Below are 17,077 nucleotides of genomic sequence, written 5' to 3'. Positions count from 1 at the left end.
GTTTTACTACCTTATAGATTTACACTATTCTCAAACCTAATTGTACGCTGTACAAGTGTTCATAAGTTTTACTACCTTATAGATTTACACTATTCTCAAACCGTTCCTCTCTGACTGTTCTGCCGCCGAGGGTTTTACTACCTTATAGATTTACACTATTCTCAAACATTGTGGATTGTGAAACATTCAAAATTTTAGTTTTACTACCTTATAGATTTACACTATTCTCAAACAGCGGTAAAGTCGGTCAAGCTATTGAGCGGTTTTACTACCTTATAGATTTACACTATTCTCAAACAATCTGCTTGAAAGATTTTCTAACGCTTCGGTTTTACTACCTTATAGATTTACACTATTCTCAAACAGATTACACCCGAGGAACAAGAATACATTAGTTTTACTACCTTATAGATTTACACTATTCTCAAACAAGGTAAGTAAGATTGTTCAAATTTCCGACGTTTTACTACCTTATAGATTTACACTATTCTCAAACCCAACAAAGCCGTTGCACAAAGGTGAAATAGTTTTACTACCTTATAGATTTACACTATTCTCAAACATTAACGGTCATGTAACTGTTGCAACATCGGTTTTACTACCTTATAGATTTACACTATTCTCAAACTTTGTCGGCAATTGCAAGTGTAAGACCGTTGTTTTACTACCTTATAGATTTACACTATTCTCAAACCTAGCGGAATTGCAATTCCTATCGAAAGCAGTTTTACTACCTTATAGATTTACACTATTCTCAAACAAGGTAAGTCAGATTATTCAAATTTCCAACGTTTTACTACCTTATAGATTTACACTATTCTCAAACCTTGCACTCCTCACCGAGTCGATCTGCTGGTTTTACTACCTTATAGATTTACACTATTCTCAAACCTCAAACCTCAAATTGGGAATAAAATGCACCCACTATACTATGCACGGCAAATCTATAAGGTTATTTTATAACATTTGTATAATGATTGTCAATAAAATTCACACAAATCATTATCAATCACAACAAGTTTTTCGTATTCAGAAACTTCTTTCGGTACTGAGTTTTCAATGTTAAGCAAATATATACCGTGCATAACGGCGGATTCCAAAAGATTTTCACATTCTCTGTCATCAAGATAAATATGCAGATTTTGAACAATAAAACACTTTATTCCAAGATACTCTTTCATAAGTTTGAAATATCTTAAAAGATGACCGACATTATCATCCGAGGCATCTGCAGGCGCAAATGAAAACAATTTTACTAATGCCATTGTTTCGATACTTTCGCAGAACTGAAAATCATAATCATTTTCCTTAGAAAGCTCGCAGCACAAGCTCACACATAAAGCTTTAATTTCTGAAATTTGCGGAAAATATTTTGTATTACACAAATTTTCAAAAAAAGAATTTACCTTAGTCATCATTTTTCTGTCAGAAAATTCAAATGTAAGAACGCTGTCAACATATTTGACTGATTTTGAAAAATCAAGCGGCTTAAAATTTTCGGAAAACACAAACATTTCATTACAATCACATTCACTAACCGAAAGTATTGTATGTCTGAAAAGTTTTTTATTTTCTATAACAAGAGTGACCGCATTGCTTTTTGAAAAATCAAAAGGCTCCGACATATACTTGAAAAGAAATTTCATAACATTAACAACCTTTCGTCACTGTCAACGGTATCACTTGAATAATCGCCTGTAATTATCTCAATTTTTGAAAACTGTTTTTCGGTAACTGACAAAATCTGAACAAGTCCCTCCGGCGGTTTATTCTTTTTCAAAGCGTCAATTATTGCCGCTGCCGTATTTTGATTCAACGCAAGCTTAACATACACAGATTCCTGCATCATCATAAAACCGTTTTTTATTAAATATCTTCTAAATTTTCCGTAGTTATGCCTCTGTAAAGGAGTTTCAACGGGCAAATCAAATAAAACCATTATTCTCATAAATCTGTAACTCATTTTCCTGCAAAACTTATAAGCGAGGTATCACATTCTTCTATTGCATCAAAAACACTTTTGCAGTATATTTTCACGGCATTTATAAAAGTTTGTGTTCTACCGTCAATTTTGAATTCATCGTTTAACAAATTGAATATTGATATTTTCTCTTCTTTTTCAAATTTATGAGGATTCATATCCTTTACCGCTATATCAACAAATGGGCGAAAAGGTTCCATTAAATCACAGCTCAGGTTGTATTGATTAAACATATTATCGTGAAATAATCCCAATTGTGTGAGATATCCGTTTGCTGTAATTTCTCGGTTAAAAACGGAAAGAACAATACTGTAGCCATAGTTCAAAGCAGCATTTATAGGACATTCGTCATTGCGACTGAATGATTTTCCGAACAAGGCATTAAAATACACCTTGGCGGCATGTCCCTCTCTGTTTGATTTATCATTAAGTTCAAGCTCATCTATATAACCCATAAGCATACTGCTTTGTGGAAGTTTGTATATTTCAAGAACCTTAGCTTGATTCTTAATTTTTTCGGCTACAATCTGAGTCCACACACATTGCTTTACCGTTTCATTCCACGCAATTTGTCTTTTAATTTTAAGACTGCAGTCATGACTACCGTAATATGGCGTAAGTTCCGAAAGAGGATTGTGCTTTTCATCGCAGAATATGACCTTTACTTTTTTCTTGATAAGCTCACAAAGGAGAGCGGCAGTAACCGAAACAGCTGTACTTTCAATAACAAGCACGGATATTTCACTTATATGTACCTTTACCGTGCTTTCAACATCACGCACAACAAGGTGTCCCATGCTGTAATCCAGCTTGGATGTTTTCGTAATTACTACCGTTCTCCAACTCATCTAAATATCCTCTTTTCTGATAACTTACATATTTAATAAGTCAATCTTTTTCTCAAACAAACCTGTTACCGACTGATGAACAAGATAAATCGACTTTACACTTTTAATCTCCGACAATACGGAATTTGTGGAAACAACTCCCGCTTTTTTAGCTTCGTCGATTAAAGTTAAGTCACCGGTAACAACATTTGAGTGAATAATTTTAAGAATTTCTGCAAGAACAAAGCATTGTTTTCTTACATCCAGTTTTTCAAAAGTATCACGATGAGATGCAATTTTAACACCCATATCACCGAATTTAACCTTTAGAATTGTATCTGTCATTTTAAAAATTAGAATATCAAACAATTCAACATTCTCTTCGGCACTCACTTTGTCAAGCTCTGTAATATTGTAATTTTCAGGCTTGGAGTTCAACTTAACGACATTTCTGATATATTTTTCTGTATCATAGCTAACCGTTAATTGCATAGCAGGTTTGTATACAATTTTTTTGCCGCCATTTGACTTACTGCTTATGTGCATTCTGAAACCGTCAATTTCAATGCAGGCATTATATTTTACAACGGGAATCAGAACCACAGGATTTTTCAAACCAAGAGTTTCACTCAAATATTTTTCAGGGTTTGCCTCATACCGAGCTTTAATGTAAGAATCAATTGCAACAAGCTGACGCATTTCTTTGCCCTTTTTGCCCTCATATTTAACAAATGAAAAGTACGAAGATGCCGGCTTGTCATAACCTCCGTATTTACTGATATCCGAAAGCGGAGAGTTCTGTTTTAGCGAAACCTGACCGCTTCCTTTTTTCAGAGGATTCATCTTGAAGAGTCCGCCGTTCCTTGTTAAAGCATACCTTGTAAAACGGATATTGTTCTTGTTCATAGTCTTTCTGACAATTTTGATTGACTTATTATCATCAATTGACCATGCGTTTGGTGTATTAAAACTGAACATTTTGTTAAGACTGTATGTTTTAGTCTGCAAACCTTTTATAAATATGGATTTGTTGTGTGTACAGCGTTCGTTATACACATTGCCGACAACAATATTTAGATAGGCATCTTTTGCATGGTGAAAATCGTTTACTTCTCTGCATTTTAAGAAATCATATTCGTGTCTGAATTCAGAAACTGTTGACGCTTTTACATACACAATTTCAGTATCGGGATACAATTCTTTAAAAAGTGACGCAACTGCTTTTGTTGATTGAGATGTTTCAACAATCTGTCTTGCAATAAAATCTGAAAGTTCGCTGTCAGTAAGCTCAGTTGCCCTTGTAAGCCTCTCGTACTTTTTCTTGCTAATAAGACCTTTATCCATAAGCAAATGCCAGAAGCCTTTCATCTTTTCACGAATTGAACTGTCAAGCGGATATGTATTATCCTTGTGAGCATTAACCTGTTTCTTTACAAGGACACGGTTATCAAGGCTGTCATCTTTAACTTTTGAACGAGGGAAAATGTGATCCACATCGTAAATGTTTTGATTGTACAATTCCGACAGATTTATAGGTTCTCCCGTGTACATACACTTGCCGAATTGAGTATAGTAAAAATACAGTCTGTCTCTTTTAAATTCATCATCAGGTGTTTTTTCAAGAGATTCCCAGAGGTCGCCCGAATCCTCACCGCATTTTTTATATAAATCTACAAGCTTGGCCTTTCTTGACTCTTTACGGCCTTTGTCACCTTTCACACCGTCTTTTCTCGTCATCTCAACAAATATCTTTTTAGGTGCATGACCTTGAATTTTGTTGATTTCATGCATAATTTTCAAAGACTGATACACAGGTCGTTTTACCGCAGGAGAAATATAGAGATTCTCCACCATTTTCTCAAGGCTTTGCCCTGTCTGAATACCGTCAAGATAGTTTTGTCTGCTCTGTTCAAAACCGTATTTTGAGCCAAGCAGCTCCATAAGATTATCATTTGTCTGCCATAGTGCATGGATAATGTTAAATTGCAACTCGCCTGTATTTTTATCGACATTATAAACTTCGGTAAGAAACTCCTTTGATAATCTTCCCCAATCCTTGTATTTGAGTTTAGAAATTCTCATTATATCTTCATCAGATAATTTTGAACCGAGCTGCCTTTTTAAACGCTTTCTTAAAAGTTTTTTATCATCGCCAAATACAGTTATAGCTTTTATAGCGTCCTCTTTTTCGCTGTCGGTCAGATTAAACTGTGACATTTCAATTGCGGAACGCATACTTGACTTAAAATCACCGTCAATGCCTGTGATATCGGGCGTAATACCTTTTTCGCATTTTAGATAATTTAGCAAATCTTTTCTTCTGACCTTTTTATGCGTCATAAACAAGTCATTAAATATTGCCTGTTTAAGACTTACATCAGGCTTTTTGCCGTCAAGTCTTAAATTATTCAGTTCATTAAGAACCGTAAAAGCACTGTATAAAATCGAATTCTTAGGTATTACATCCTTCGTTGGAAGATATGTACATTTTGAAGTCAGATTATTTATAAAATTCTCTGCCGATTGCTCTATGTCAACAACACTGTCAAAATTCCACGGATATATTTTTTCATCACTTCTGACAAGCCAGGATTTTAGGCTGTGATTATTCAGCGGACCTACATAATACGGTATTCTGAATTCAAAAATTTTGACTATCTTGTCACTTACAGAAATTCCGTTTTCATCTTTTTTATTAAGAAATTCAAGATATGTTGAAGCATTTTTCAGAATTGCTTTCAGCTCACTCCTATTCACCTGCATAGGAATAACGCCGTTGTCTTTTACGACAATTTTCGGCATAAATGTGCCGTTTTCAATCTTATCAAACATTTCTTCATAGCCTGTTTTGTCAAGCTTTTCAAACTTTTTCTTCAGATATTTGCAGAAATCCGCCTGATTTGTACGATACTGAATCACACCGTTTCTGCCGTTTTCTTTGTACTTTCCGCAATATGCCGTGTAGTTATCAAGCTTGTCCTTTGTAATTCTAAAGATTTCGCCATATAACGATTTACATTTTTCTTTAACGAAATCTTTGAGCATTTTCAAATCTGAACTATGTTCTTCGTATGTTTTAACTTTGGCAAATGAAATATACTTTTCACCGTTCAAAATGTCTGCAAGAATTGCCCAGTCATAAACCGCCTTTGCTTTTTCGATAAGTTCAAACTTTTCTTGTAACAAATCACGGTATGTATTTTCATTATCGTCATAACCGCTTTCAAAGGTAATACCGTTTACTTCCTCACTGTCAAACGACTTATCACCGAACATATCGGAAAATTTAACCTTTCTGCCACACATCAAATCTATCAAAGCGGTTTCGTATGGATTATTTTTTTTACTATAACCGAAAAGCTTGTATGACTCGGACGATTTTGCAGTTTTCTTCAATGTTTTGTCCTTTAATATTTCTGAAAATCTTAACGAATCATTGCACTCAAATTCAATTTCATATTCTTCTTTTAAGTAAAGTTTTAAATCGTCAAAAAGAGTTTCAAACGAGGATTCACTTTCAAAATCAGACCCCATATTATCAAACAAGAAATGTCCCCTGTGTTTTATAATATGATGTAACGCAAGATATACAAGTCTTACATCGTGTGGTTGTGAGCTCTTAATCAATTCTTTTCTAAGATGATATATTGTAGGGTAGTCTGTATGGAATTCTTTATCGGTGTAATTACCGTCTGCAAAAACCGCATACGGAACATTTGATGATTTGTCATCAAGATACAGACAACTTTCTTTTAATCTCTGATAAAAAGCATTGTCAACTTTTGAAATTTCCTGATCAAAAAGCATTTGCAGCCATTCAATACGGTTTCTTTTTCTCAAACCCCTTCTTCGTGCCGATCTAAGAGTTCTTCTCTCGGCAGCTGAATTACTCTCCTCAAAGAGATCAACACCCCACATAGCATTGCCTTTAAATTTGCAGAGATTGTAATCTGTATCGGCTACTGCATATCCGACAGAATCCGTACCTATATCAAATCCTGCATAATAATCGTCATTAAAATTCTTCATAAATTTCCTCCTTTTCTATTGACAAAGTATTTATTTTGTAATATTATTAAGATAATCTAATTACCTTATTGGATTTACACTATGAGTTCAAATAAAAATTCATTCTATCCGTTGCTTAGGCAACCATCACAGTGTGTGATTTGAGGATTCGGTTTTCCGAATCCTTTTCTTTTGTCTAATTTTAGCACATACTGTAGTTATTTTCAATATCTTTAAGTTATTTTATCCTTATTTTTAGTACATTTTATTCAGTTATACAATTTCGGTATACTTTCTATATATTTTGCATAATATAACATACTACTGTCAGTATGTCGTATTATACATTTTTAAAATCAAAAGATTTCTACCCCGCTAATTGCTTGCGGTGCGTAACACTAACCCTCATCAACGCCCTTCTATTTCAAATATTGCTCTATAATAAAAGTTAGAGCAGAAAAAGAGTTGATAAAAAGTAAAAAAAAGTAGAGCATATTTTGCCAAAATCCGTTAAAAGGAATTGCTTAAAAACCTGAAACGGAGGAGAAAATATGCTCTACAGATGTTTTACAGAAAAACTCTTAGGGTTCTGCTCGAATGTACTCAGCCAAAGACATCAAAGAACTTAATGCTAAAAACATTGAATATCCCGACGGCTCAATGCACACGCTGTATGAGGCAGAACAACAGCAAAGAGCTTTTGAACGCAAAATCAGGACAACCAAAAGAACACTTGCCGCTTGTGATGAGGCTTTGAATAACCTCTCTGATGAAGAGCTGTTACAAAAGTTAGAAAAAAATTTCAGCCACTATTCAAGCAAGTTGAAACGGCAGGAGTCAGAACTGAATAGCTTTTGTAAAAGAACAGGATTACTTCCTGACCGTTCTCGTCAACAGGCTTATGGTTTTGGCAGAAGTACTGCTCAAAAAGCTGTTTGGAAAAATAAGAAGCAGTTGCAAATTCCGATGAAAAGAGTATAATTAAAAGCATAGATATTGATGATTTTGAAGTCGTTACATACGGAAAAAATTTTAACGCTGAAGTGAGTAAGGTTATAATTGACACCATGTCAAAATGTGAACCTGAGGGTAGATTCATCATTAGTGAAATTGTTGCAAAAAGTTTACCCAAAAATGATAAATGAACTCCTGTTTTACAAATTGAACCTTTATCAAACGGATTGTTACAATTGTCTTTAAACACAGATATACTTCCTGGAAAAACTCTTGATAAAATCAATCAAATATTTGCAAATTCAAAACTATCTATAGCAAACACATTAGAAGAAGCTGTGTGGCATGAAAGTGGACACGCAAAGACAATTTTCGGAATGAGATCCGAAGATGTCAAAAAACTATATGATGAACTGTCAAAAATTCACATAGAAGGTATCAGTATTATTGCTTATGATGATGGTGCGGAAGCACTTGCGGAATTAGAAGTTCTAAGAAAACGTGGTGTTAAAGTATCAAAAGAATGGATGCAATTCTATGAAAAATATATTGGGAGGAAATACTAATGATTTGTATTTCAGATTGTTTTGAATGTAAACATCAAAGAGATAAATTGTTAGACGGTTGGATACCTTGTTGTGATGCTTTTCCTGACGGAATCCCATTGGACTTTAAATTTGGTAAAGTAAAAGAGATGAAAGAGTGCAACAATGGTATTGGCTTCGAGAAAAAAGAAGAATAGTTTTATTTGCCTTGTATCGGCTTTAATTACTGAAAGGTAAAGTGTTATTTGATTAAAACAAAATTAAACGAATTTAAACGGGTATTAAAGGGGTGTTTGAAACATCCCTTTTACTTTTACCCTCAAATTCACGAACTACGGTTATAAGCTCCCGAATTTCGGGGGCTTTTAATATTGCTCAAATATCTGAGCACACACAATTGCTAATAAATTGAAAGGAGCAAACAAATGGACTTAATGGAAATTTTAAAAGTCCTGTTTGGCGGCAAAGCGTTAACATTTGAACAGTTTGCAGAAAAGGTGAACAATGCGGCAGACGTTAAGCTCGGCAACCTTGCAGGCGGTCAGTATGTCGAAAAGGACAAGTACGATGATGTATCAAATCAGCTTGCAAGTACAAACGCAAATCTTGAGGGTTATGACCCCGACTGGCAGGATAAGGATAAGCAGGCACAGACCGGACTATTCTCAAAACACAAAATTCTCGGCGCTCTCCTTGATTTAAATTGTCAGGCGACTCCCGTAGTAATCCCAGCAGGTCAGTATGATAAAATAGCGCCTGAACATTCCTTTTTCGTGAGTATCTTATATTATTTACTCCAAATTCAGCTTCTGAACGATAATGTTATTCCAATTCTTTGATTCCTACACTTTTCAAATACCGGTAAATTCCGTCATAATATTCCGGTTTTGCGGTCATGTCAGTTTCATCACCTGTCGGTACAAAAATAACAAATCCCTGTCTTGCCCTCGTCAGGAGGACTCTATAAGCGTTTTTTAAATAAAGGATATTATCTGCAGATTTTATATTTTGCCATTTTGTGCCAACAAATTTCAGATGTTTGAAATCACCGTTTTCAAATCTTAAATCTGCATCCCAACAAACAATTGTCCAATCAAGTTCAAGACCTTGAATGTCAAATTCCGTTGCGGTTTCCTCTAAATGAAAGGATGAACGAACATCGTTTTTACCGTTTAAAAACCAATTCGTGGCTTCAATTTTATTTTGAACCCATATACCGTATTTCCTGAGTCTTTTGGCACCGGAGCTTGCAGTAAGCCCATATCTTTGCGATCCTTTTGCCTGACTTCTAACCCATAGTTTTGCTTTGTGTAGATTTCGAGTCACAAAGACAGGATAATCATTGTTAAACTGCTCATACAATCTTTTAGCAGTATCAATATCCACATCAAGAAGAGCCTTTACAAAATTTGAAACATTTTCACTTCTGAATGAACGTAACGAAACGGCTAAGTGCAAATCTTCAATTATGTTTACATTCATATTTTTCGTCATTTCGGCAAAATTATGCCCTTTGGAATATTCGTCATCAGTGATTTTATCTGAAACATAAACGTCCCAGTTTGGATAATTATTTCTCAAAGAATCAAACCATCCATAAATACCGGCCGATTCACCCTTATTGATTTCTTGACCGCCACCGATTAAACATATTATTGTTGCCCAGTTATTGTGACGGTTTAATATACTAATCAGGAATTCAGGTTCTGACATATTAAAATCTTCAATATGTTTCTTCTTTTTCATAAAATCAGTCAAATTTTGTTCGTCCCAAGCTCGTTGAGCTTCATCGAAAATTGCAACTTTTTCAACAGGAGGAGTATCAACAGATATTGCGTCATCCCTAAAATGATAAATAATTTGTATAAATTCTTTTACTTTTCTTGAGGCTTCTTTTCTTGAAATATGATTTCTCTTTGCATCATCACGAGCAAGTGCTTCTTGTAAAACATCAACAAGCGGTCCATTGCCCGAGAGAAATACAGCATGCTCATCTTCAGCTATTTTCTGCCTTTCTACAGCTATATTAAGACCTGCAAGAGTTTTTCCTGCACCTGGAACACCTGTAATAAAACAAATTGATTTTCTGTTATTAGCTTTGCTATAATCTATAATTTTATTGATTGCTTTAGTAGTTTGATTAAGATTTTTCGCACTTGCATCATTTCTCGAAATATCTTCAACATTGTGACCGAGATACAAGGCCTGTGCAGCCTCTATAATCGTCGGTGTTGGCATATAAAGTGAGTTAATCCAATCATCAGGTATTATTTCATCCTGAATAAATTTTAAAGAAACTTCTGTTATGTATTTGGCAATTTCGTATTCGTTGCAACAAATCGTTTCTAAAACATTATCTTTTGAAATCCGAATTTCTTGTTTTACGCTGTGAGCCTTAGTAGAAATTAAAATTGGAACTAAAAGTCTGTTTTGACTTTCTTTGTGAAAACAACTTAAATCAAAAGCATAGTCAGTTACTTGTTCAATAGCATATGAAGGGTATTTCTTTTCACCAACTTTAAATTCTAACAGAAAAATTATTCCTTTATAAATAACAATATTATCAATTCGATTACCTATTCGTGGAATGGTGTATTCAAATATAATATATCCATCTAAAAACTGAGATAACTCTCGCTTCAAAATTTCAATTTCTCTATTCCAAGTATTCTTTTGTAAGTCCTCAGCAGAAAACTGGTCATTCGTTGTTATTTCGCCAAATATACTGTAATTATCTTGATTTAGGAAACTTTGAATGTCATTTGAATAATATGATCGTTTTACCATTATGTATTCCTCATTTAGAATTAGTTATATGATTATCATAACATATATATGTATTATTGTCTATTGTATGGTCGAAAATGTCAATGTAATAAAAGATAGATTAAAAAGTTTGGCACCATACCCGCGGTGATATTTTAAGATTTATAGTCAGGCGTATGTTCATAAACATATTAATTCTACAACAAAACAAGCGACAGCTTAATTTCTGTCGCTTGTAATTATCATATATTCTGTTTTTTCGGGTTACCCCAACTATTGACATTGAGCCAATTTAAATAAAAAAGAAAACAGAGTAGTCAAAAGACTACTCTGTTGTGGCTCCCCCAACTGGGCTCGAACCAGTGACATCATGATTAACAGTCATGCGCTCTGGCGAGTGTAGGGAAATAGTATTGATATGTAGTAATTATTTTACAATTTTCATCTACCAGTCTTAATAAAGACTGATAAAACAATAATTAAACACCTCAAACTCAAACTAACATCAATTTGATAAATATCTAATAATTATTGCACAACAACTTTAAACGCTGCTATATATAATTCATCATACAATTCAAAGTGATTTTCGTAACTTTTTATTAATTTTTCTGAAGAAATTATACATAACTCACCCACAGAAATATCATCAATATTAAATAAGCTAAGAACATAATCAATCTTTTTTACAGGTATGTCTTTTTTATTTATTCTCAATATAAAATATATTCCTTGTTGTAAGTTTCCAAATTTTGTAAAATAATCTTTAGGAATATGTTCGTCAATTCTCATTTCTATTTGTTCGCTTATTTTTCTTTCCTTATGCACTTCATTTGGATAATATTCCATAATAAATTCATCCCATAATTGTATATACTTATATATATCAAATTTAAATTCATTATCATCTTCATTATGACAAGAAAAAGCAAACGAGTAATAATCTAAAACAACATTTGGGTCATTATCAAAAAACGAATCAAGTTTTTTCTTGTAGAAAAACTCTGCTTTCATTTTGCTGAAATTTTTCTTTGCTATTGTTGTCATATTTCTTAGAAATGAATATGAATTAAAATATGCGATATCAAGAAAAATATCATTTATAACTATTTCCTTAAACATAGAATCAGCTGAAATTTCAGCACTTAACCCATCAATATTTGAACTATCTATACTTCTATCTCCAGCACAAATATAGTAATCTAATAAATGAGTTATATCAACAAAATTGGTCATTGCATCATCAACTTGCAGGATTACATTATTTATATATTTTTCAGTACTAGCTCTCATATACAATCTTGTACTATTTGATAGCTCTGTACCAATACTTAATGATAAATAAGGGATATTTCGTGGGATAATATAATTTAATTGCTGAATTATATAATTTGTATTTTCTGTTATACGCCGTAAGGTCTCCTTAAAAGAATCCTCCTTTATTATTGATTGTTTGTTTTGTATTGAGTCATCACATAATATCATTCTATTAATTATATCTGTCGTAAAATTCCTTAAAAAGGCAGCCTCTTTTCTATTTTTTCTATTCTTTGACATAATTCATCACATCCTATATTCATATATCTTGTATTCTTGTAATAATGTTATCAAAATGTATTCTGCGAATTATAGTATTACCATCAACAAGCTGATGTAAAATAAAACAATTTTCGTCACTTATGTTCTGCCCTACCACAATTCCTTCAACAAATTTATATATATTGTTAATCTTAATAACTTTATCAAAATTATTTTCATTAACAAGAGTTAAAATTCTAAATTCATTTTCACTTTGCCAATCATCTAATTTTGAAAAAAAGTTAAATTTTACAAAATCTGAATCATCTTTTACAAGTGTGGAAAATACATCAAAACTATTTGATATTATCTTTTTATAAAGTTTAATAATGTATTCTTTATTCATTGGATATGTCAAATAATTTTTAACATAATTGACTTTATTATTAATATTAAAAATCTCTTGTGCAGATATATAATTTAATAGTTTATCTTTATTAATTATTAAACAAACACCTTCATTGTTTGAAGAATATTGCGCCCACATTCTAGGCAAAGCGAATCCTCTACCAATAACATTAGCTCTTCTCTGGTCTCTTGACAAATTGTCCATATTTATATCTTTTTCATAATCTTGAGAAAAGCAGAGTATTCTTACTCTATTTTGCTCCTTTAAAAAGTATTTTTGTATTGTTCTGACCATATCAAATGTATTGAGATCGGTTTCATCAAAAGATAATTTTGGCTTTTGTTCAAAAATGTCATTAGTAGTCGTAATGTTAGCAAATTGTAATGTTTTATAGTATAGTATTTTAAATGCTTTTTCTACGGATGTATAATGATATAAATATTTAGTGCGATCCACTTTATATAAAGGCGACCAAACCAAATAATCATTCATCACACCACACCTCCTTAATGTTATTAAGTATTGATTATTAGACTTTAGAACAAAACACAAAAATAATTACATATTATCAAACATAACTTGTCAAAATTATCCGTATGTCACTACATCCTCAATATTAAGGCCACTTTCATTAAATATTTTCTTTAAATTGTCTTGAAAACAATTAGCATTAAAATCGTTTAATTTTACAATTATTAATTTACTCTTGGCTCTTGTAACCGCTACATAATGGTTGTATATACTTGACATATCAGACAGTCGATAATCCTCTGCAAATACAATTACCTGTTCAAACTCCAATCCCTTTGAAGAGTGGAATGTAATTGCGATGTGTTTGTATTTATCCGCTTCAAATGCCACATGAAAACTGGTATCAGAAATTGTTTTGAATAATTTGTTTATGTGAGCAGAGCGAGTATCATATCCAAGATATTCAGCCAATGCTGTGACACACGAGCCGAAAGACTGCTCATCATCTATAGTCTCTTCAATTCTTTTGAGTAATCTTTTTACGGTGGATACTGTTTTGCGACTTTCATTTCCTTCAACAGGTATTTCCGAAATTACATCATATGCAGAATACTTTTCAATTATAAGGTATTTAGCAATTGCTGTATAAAGCCACGCTGTATCTGTTGTAATATCAGCAATAGGAGTCTGTGGGATATAAACATACTCTAAACCGTTTGTCGTTAATTCGCTTGCTCCTATTCGTGCGTTATCATTAGAAAAACGCAATAATGCTGACGTTTTATCGGGAACAATATTAGACAATACTTCTGTTGCCCAATTTGCCTTTGTAGGGGAAATCCACACAATATTATCTATATTTTCCGTAGGATTGTAAAGACTTCTTGTCTCATCACATAATAGATTAGAATAATTCTGTATTTGTTGACAAGAGCGAAAATTATCTCCCATAAATATCTTTTTAAAATTGGGTTTGTTCCAGATGCTTTTAAAAGCCTCTGGATAAGCACCTCGCCATATATAAATAGATTGTTTTTCATCTCCGACAACAAAGGTTTCAATATTCAATTCATCACATAAATACATAAAGAATTTATGCATGGATTTGTCACAATCTTGATATTCATCGATATATATTTTAAAATATTTTGCTTGAAGATAAAGCCTACAAGCCAAAGAATTTTCTACAATTTCTTGAGCCAAATCAAAAATAAAGTTCCTTTTATTATCTCGATATGAACAGAGGATACCTTCATTCCGTATTTTTTCAATAGCTTCTTGAAAAGTATCAACTTTAGCTGAATAGTCCGTACTCATATCCAAATCGAAATCAGCACCATATACATCCTTCAAAAAAGGCTTTATAACTTCCTCAATAGCGAAACTGTTGTTTGTTCCAATGAAATGTTGAACTATATCGACAGACAATCTATCCTTTATTTCTTGTGCTGCTTTTATTGTAAAAGTAATTGCAGCAACAACTTTATGTGTATGATTATCATCAATTTCCTTTGCAATTTTATTAACCATTGTATAGGTTTTTCCTGTTCCTGCACTTGCCCTTACTATTAAGTTACCGGAAGTTTCAACTATTTTCTCTTGAATTGGAGATAGTTTCATTCGGCAACCTCCTTCAAACATGCAAAGTTGTAATGACTATAAATTGTTTTGCAATCTGTATCCGAAAGTTTCTCAATCAGCTCCACCATATGATAGTGTTTTGCATCTTGTAAATATTTAACGGGATTATCATTATCCAATAAAGCTGATAATCTATCATGCAAAAATTCGTCTAAATCATTTTCTAAATCCACTTTTGATAAGAAAATATGAAAGTCACTTCGTATTTTATCCAAGGTTTTTACATTTGAATTATATAAGCTTCTCTTAGCAGAAACAGAATTCTCTTGAATTCTATTAGTTGGCAGACATTTTTTCCCAATAAACTTATTACAGCGTAAAAAGCCCAAAACACTATATGTATCTTTTCCTGCTACCGCTCTCAAATCATTGTCGGTTTTTAGCACATTAAAAATTCCAAGTTCATCCAAGATAGAAAAATACATTTTAAATCCTATACCGTCAACTGGTAAAATGTATATTCCATCGACTTCATAGAAAGGATGAACTACTGAAAGGACTTTGCTAAACAGCATATATTCAGATGGGCCTTCAACCAAAAGTACTTTGTTAGCAAAGATCGCTTCTGACAAACCACGGTTTAACATTTTTCTGTTTTTCTTGTAAGCATCAGGTACTTTATAAAATGTGCTAATACTGTTGATTTTTCGTTCACTATATATTCGAACTAAATTTACATTATCCATTTCATAAAGAACAAAAGGTGAATGAGTTGTTACAAACAGATATGTGTATTTACTATCGGTAAAAAGTATATGTGATAATGCAATCTGCATAGATTTATGAAGATGGTTTTCAGGCTCTTCAATTAAAAACAAATTGATTTTCTTTTCAGCATTTTCATCTGACAGTATGTCGTATATTGAATATGCCAATAACTTTTTTCTACCTTCCCCGGCAGTAGGATATAAATTATCATCATTATCTTGTTTAATGTATGGGATGATGTTTGAATACAAGCCCTTTACTGCGATTTCGGATTTTATTGAAACAGATATCCCCTCATCATGGAACTTTTTATACTCTGGCGTAAGTTTATCCTCAAATTCTTTTATTCCAGACAGAGAAGCAATATGGCCATTCAAATCATCAACCGTATTTTGAATTTTTGCCAGAATATCTTTATCTTCGTCCTCTTCATTTTTGACAAGCTGGTTCACATTCTTTTTAAATAACGAATACAAATCGACATAAGAATCAATATAAATTACATTAAATACATAGTCTATTTCATAAAGATATCCTCTTTGCTTCATTTCGTAAAGATGATTAATATCACCACCCCACGATAATATTGGCAGAGCAAGCATTTCGGTTTTGTTATATTCCGCAAAAAGCTTTATATATACCTTATTATGCTCACTTAGCAATGCGCCTTTTAGCTGTGCACGGAGTTTTTGACAATCACTATCGGCTACATCACTAATATCTATAGTAACGACAATCTCAATTGGTTTTTCAAACTGCTTATTATGAAAATCCGAGTCTAAAAGGTTTTGCTTACGAACCTCTTTATCAAATACATATCGTAGAACGTATAAAAAATTTGTTTTACCCACATCATTTAGACCAAAGAATATATTTTTATTTGATAAATCAAGTTTAACATCTTCAAAATTTCTAAAGTTCTTTATTGTTATACTTTCAAATTTCATAAGTAGCACCGTCCATTTAAGCTATATCAACAATTTACATCTTTAATTTTCTATTTATTATTACACCAAATACCAAAAAGAAAGTAATCGTTTATAAAATATCAGTTCTATTATTCCGAGGGAAATTTCAACATTAATATTATTTGGAGATTAATTTGTACCACAATTGTTCTGATTGTGGTTTTTTATTTTAATTAATAAAAATCATTTTTTCCCTCTCGCTCCAATAAAGGATAACTTACAATTATCAGCTATTTGCTTAACAATTTAAGGATTATTATGCGAGTATAAAGTAGGTATTT

The 17,077-nt window shown here is 32.5% G+C and carries 13 protein-coding genes and 1 CRISPR repeat array; of the genes, 4 read left to right on the top strand and 9 right to left on the bottom strand.

What is annotated here, in order from left to right; genetic code table 11:
• A CRISPR array of direct repeats spans positions 1-891; the repeat unit is 36 nt; unit sequence GTTTTACTACCTTATAGATTTACACTATTCTCAAAC.
• A gap of 89 nt (positions 892-980) precedes the next feature.
• The 4 genes from csn2 to cas9 are packed head-to-tail and all read right to left on the bottom strand — an operon-like array spanning position 981 to position 6,837.
• Positions 981-1,646 carry a type II-A CRISPR-associated protein Csn2 gene (gene csn2, locus WMO31_RS11170; protein ID WP_303829508.1) on the bottom strand — a complete coding sequence of 222 codons (666 nt, stop codon included), beginning with the start codon at positions 1,644-1,646 and terminating at the stop codon, positions 981-983.
• Positions 1,643-1,948: a CRISPR-associated endonuclease Cas2 gene (gene cas2, locus WMO31_RS11165; RefSeq protein WP_117883433.1), complete on the bottom strand. Its 306-nt coding sequence runs from the start codon at positions 1,946-1,948 to the stop codon at positions 1,643-1,645. The genes csn2 and cas2 overlap by 4 nt, the downstream gene beginning before the upstream one ends.
• Before the next feature lie 11 nt (positions 1,949-1,959).
• Positions 1,960-2,829 (bottom strand): type II CRISPR-associated endonuclease Cas1, encoded by an 870-nt coding sequence (cas1, locus tag WMO31_RS11160; protein ID WP_303829504.1) that lies wholly within the window; start codon positions 2,827-2,829, stop codon positions 1,960-1,962.
• Positions 2,830-2,853: 24 nt separating this feature from the next.
• On the bottom strand, positions 2,854-6,837 hold the full coding sequence (gene cas9 / locus WMO31_RS11155) for a type II CRISPR RNA-guided endonuclease Cas9 (RefSeq protein ID WP_367999740.1): 3,984 nt from the start codon (positions 6,835-6,837) through the stop codon (positions 2,854-2,856).
• A gap of 576 nt (positions 6,838-7,413) precedes the next feature.
• On the opposite strand from cas9, the gene WMO31_RS11150 reads away from it, so the two are divergent.
• From WMO31_RS11150 to WMO31_RS11135, 4 genes are all read left to right on the top strand, one after another.
• Positions 7,414-7,797, top strand: coding sequence for a phage minor capsid protein (locus WMO31_RS11150; RefSeq protein WP_367999739.1), 384 nt, complete (start codon positions 7,414-7,416; stop codon positions 7,795-7,797).
• Positions 7,798-8,006: 209 nt separating this feature from the next.
• Complete coding sequence (locus WMO31_RS11145) at positions 8,007-8,336, top strand: hypothetical protein (protein ID WP_367999738.1); 330 nt, start codon at positions 8,007-8,009, stop codon at positions 8,334-8,336.
• Entirely contained in the window at positions 8,336-8,512 is a 177-nt protein-coding gene (locus WMO31_RS11140) for a glutamyl-tRNA amidotransferase (RefSeq protein ID WP_195231781.1), read from the top strand. Before WMO31_RS11145 ends, WMO31_RS11140 begins: the two co-directional genes overlap by 1 nt.
• Before the next feature lie 228 nt (positions 8,513-8,740).
• Positions 8,741-9,154 carry a hypothetical protein gene (locus WMO31_RS11135; protein ID WP_367999737.1) on the top strand — a complete coding sequence of 138 codons (414 nt, stop codon included), beginning with the start codon at positions 8,741-8,743 and terminating at the stop codon, positions 9,152-9,154.
• Here WMO31_RS11135 and WMO31_RS11130 read toward each other — a convergent pair.
• The 5 genes from WMO31_RS11130 to WMO31_RS11110 form a co-directional block, all read right to left on the bottom strand.
• A complete protein-coding gene (locus WMO31_RS11130) occupies positions 9,138-11,102 on the bottom strand; it encodes a DUF2075 domain-containing protein (protein WP_367999736.1) in 1,965 nt (654 codons plus the stop codon). The two genes, WMO31_RS11135 and WMO31_RS11130, sit on opposite strands and share 17 nt — an antisense overlap.
• A 507-nt stretch (positions 11,103-11,609) precedes the next feature.
• Positions 11,610-12,638: a hypothetical protein gene (locus WMO31_RS11125; protein ID WP_367999735.1), complete on the bottom strand. Its 1,029-nt coding sequence runs from the start codon at positions 12,636-12,638 to the stop codon at positions 11,610-11,612.
• A 19-nt stretch (positions 12,639-12,657) separates the two neighbouring features.
• Complete coding sequence (locus tag WMO31_RS11120; protein ID WP_367999741.1) at positions 12,658-13,500, bottom strand: DUF2971 domain-containing protein; 843 nt, start codon at positions 13,498-13,500, stop codon at positions 12,658-12,660.
• A 96-nt stretch (positions 13,501-13,596) separates the two neighbouring features.
• On the bottom strand, positions 13,597-15,099 hold the full coding sequence (locus WMO31_RS11115) for a UvrD-helicase domain-containing protein (protein ID WP_367999734.1): 1,503 nt from the start codon (positions 15,097-15,099) through the stop codon (positions 13,597-13,599).
• Positions 15,096-16,775, bottom strand: coding sequence for an ATP-dependent nuclease (locus WMO31_RS11110; RefSeq protein ID WP_367999733.1), 1,680 nt, complete (start codon positions 16,773-16,775; stop codon positions 15,096-15,098). Before WMO31_RS11110 ends, WMO31_RS11115 begins: the two co-directional genes overlap by 4 nt.
• Between the last annotated feature and the right edge of the window lie 302 nt (positions 16,776-17,077).

The sequence above is a fragment of the Ruminococcoides intestinale genome, assembly GCF_040095935.1.
GTDB lineage: Bacteria > Bacillota > Clostridia > Oscillospirales > Acutalibacteraceae > Ruminococcoides > Ruminococcoides intestinale.
Note: the sequence above shows the minus strand (reverse complement) of the source record. Positions and strands in the feature narration are given on the sequence as shown.

Bases quoted from the DNA above. Each gene is read 5' to 3' on its own strand.
- csn2 (WP_303829508.1), bottom strand. From the start codon at position 1,646: ATGAAATTTCTTTTCAAGTATATGTCGGAGCCTTTTGATTTTTCAAAA.
- cas2 (WP_117883433.1), bottom strand. From the start codon at position 1,948: ATGAGAATAATGGTTTTATTTGATTTGCCCGTTGAAACTCCTTTACAG.
- cas1 (WP_303829504.1), bottom strand. From the start codon at position 2,829: ATGAGTTGGAGAACGGTAGTAATTACGAAAACATCCAAGCTGGATTAC.
- cas9 (WP_367999740.1), bottom strand. From the start codon at position 6,837: ATGAAGAATTTTAATGACGATTATTATGCAGGATTTGATATAGGTACG.
- WMO31_RS11150 (WP_367999739.1), top strand. From the start codon at position 7,414: ATGTACTCAGCCAAAGACATCAAAGAACTTAATGCTAAAAACATTGAA.
- WMO31_RS11140 (WP_195231781.1), top strand. From the start codon at position 8,336: ATGATTTGTATTTCAGATTGTTTTGAATGTAAACATCAAAGAGATAAA.
- WMO31_RS11135 (WP_367999737.1), top strand. From the start codon at position 8,741: ATGGACTTAATGGAAATTTTAAAAGTCCTGTTTGGCGGCAAAGCGTTA.
- WMO31_RS11130 (WP_367999736.1), bottom strand. From the start codon at position 11,102: ATGGTAAAACGATCATATTATTCAAATGACATTCAAAGTTTCCTAAAT.
- WMO31_RS11125 (WP_367999735.1), bottom strand. From the start codon at position 12,638: ATGTCAAAGAATAGAAAAAATAGAAAAGAGGCTGCCTTTTTAAGGAAT.
- WMO31_RS11120 (WP_367999741.1), bottom strand. From the start codon at position 13,500: ATGAATGATTATTTGGTTTGGTCGCCTTTATATAAAGTGGATCGCACT.
- WMO31_RS11115 (WP_367999734.1), bottom strand. From the start codon at position 15,099: ATGAAACTATCTCCAATTCAAGAGAAAATAGTTGAAACTTCCGGTAAC.
- WMO31_RS11110 (WP_367999733.1), bottom strand. From the start codon at position 16,775: ATGAAATTTGAAAGTATAACAATAAAGAACTTTAGAAATTTTGAAGAT.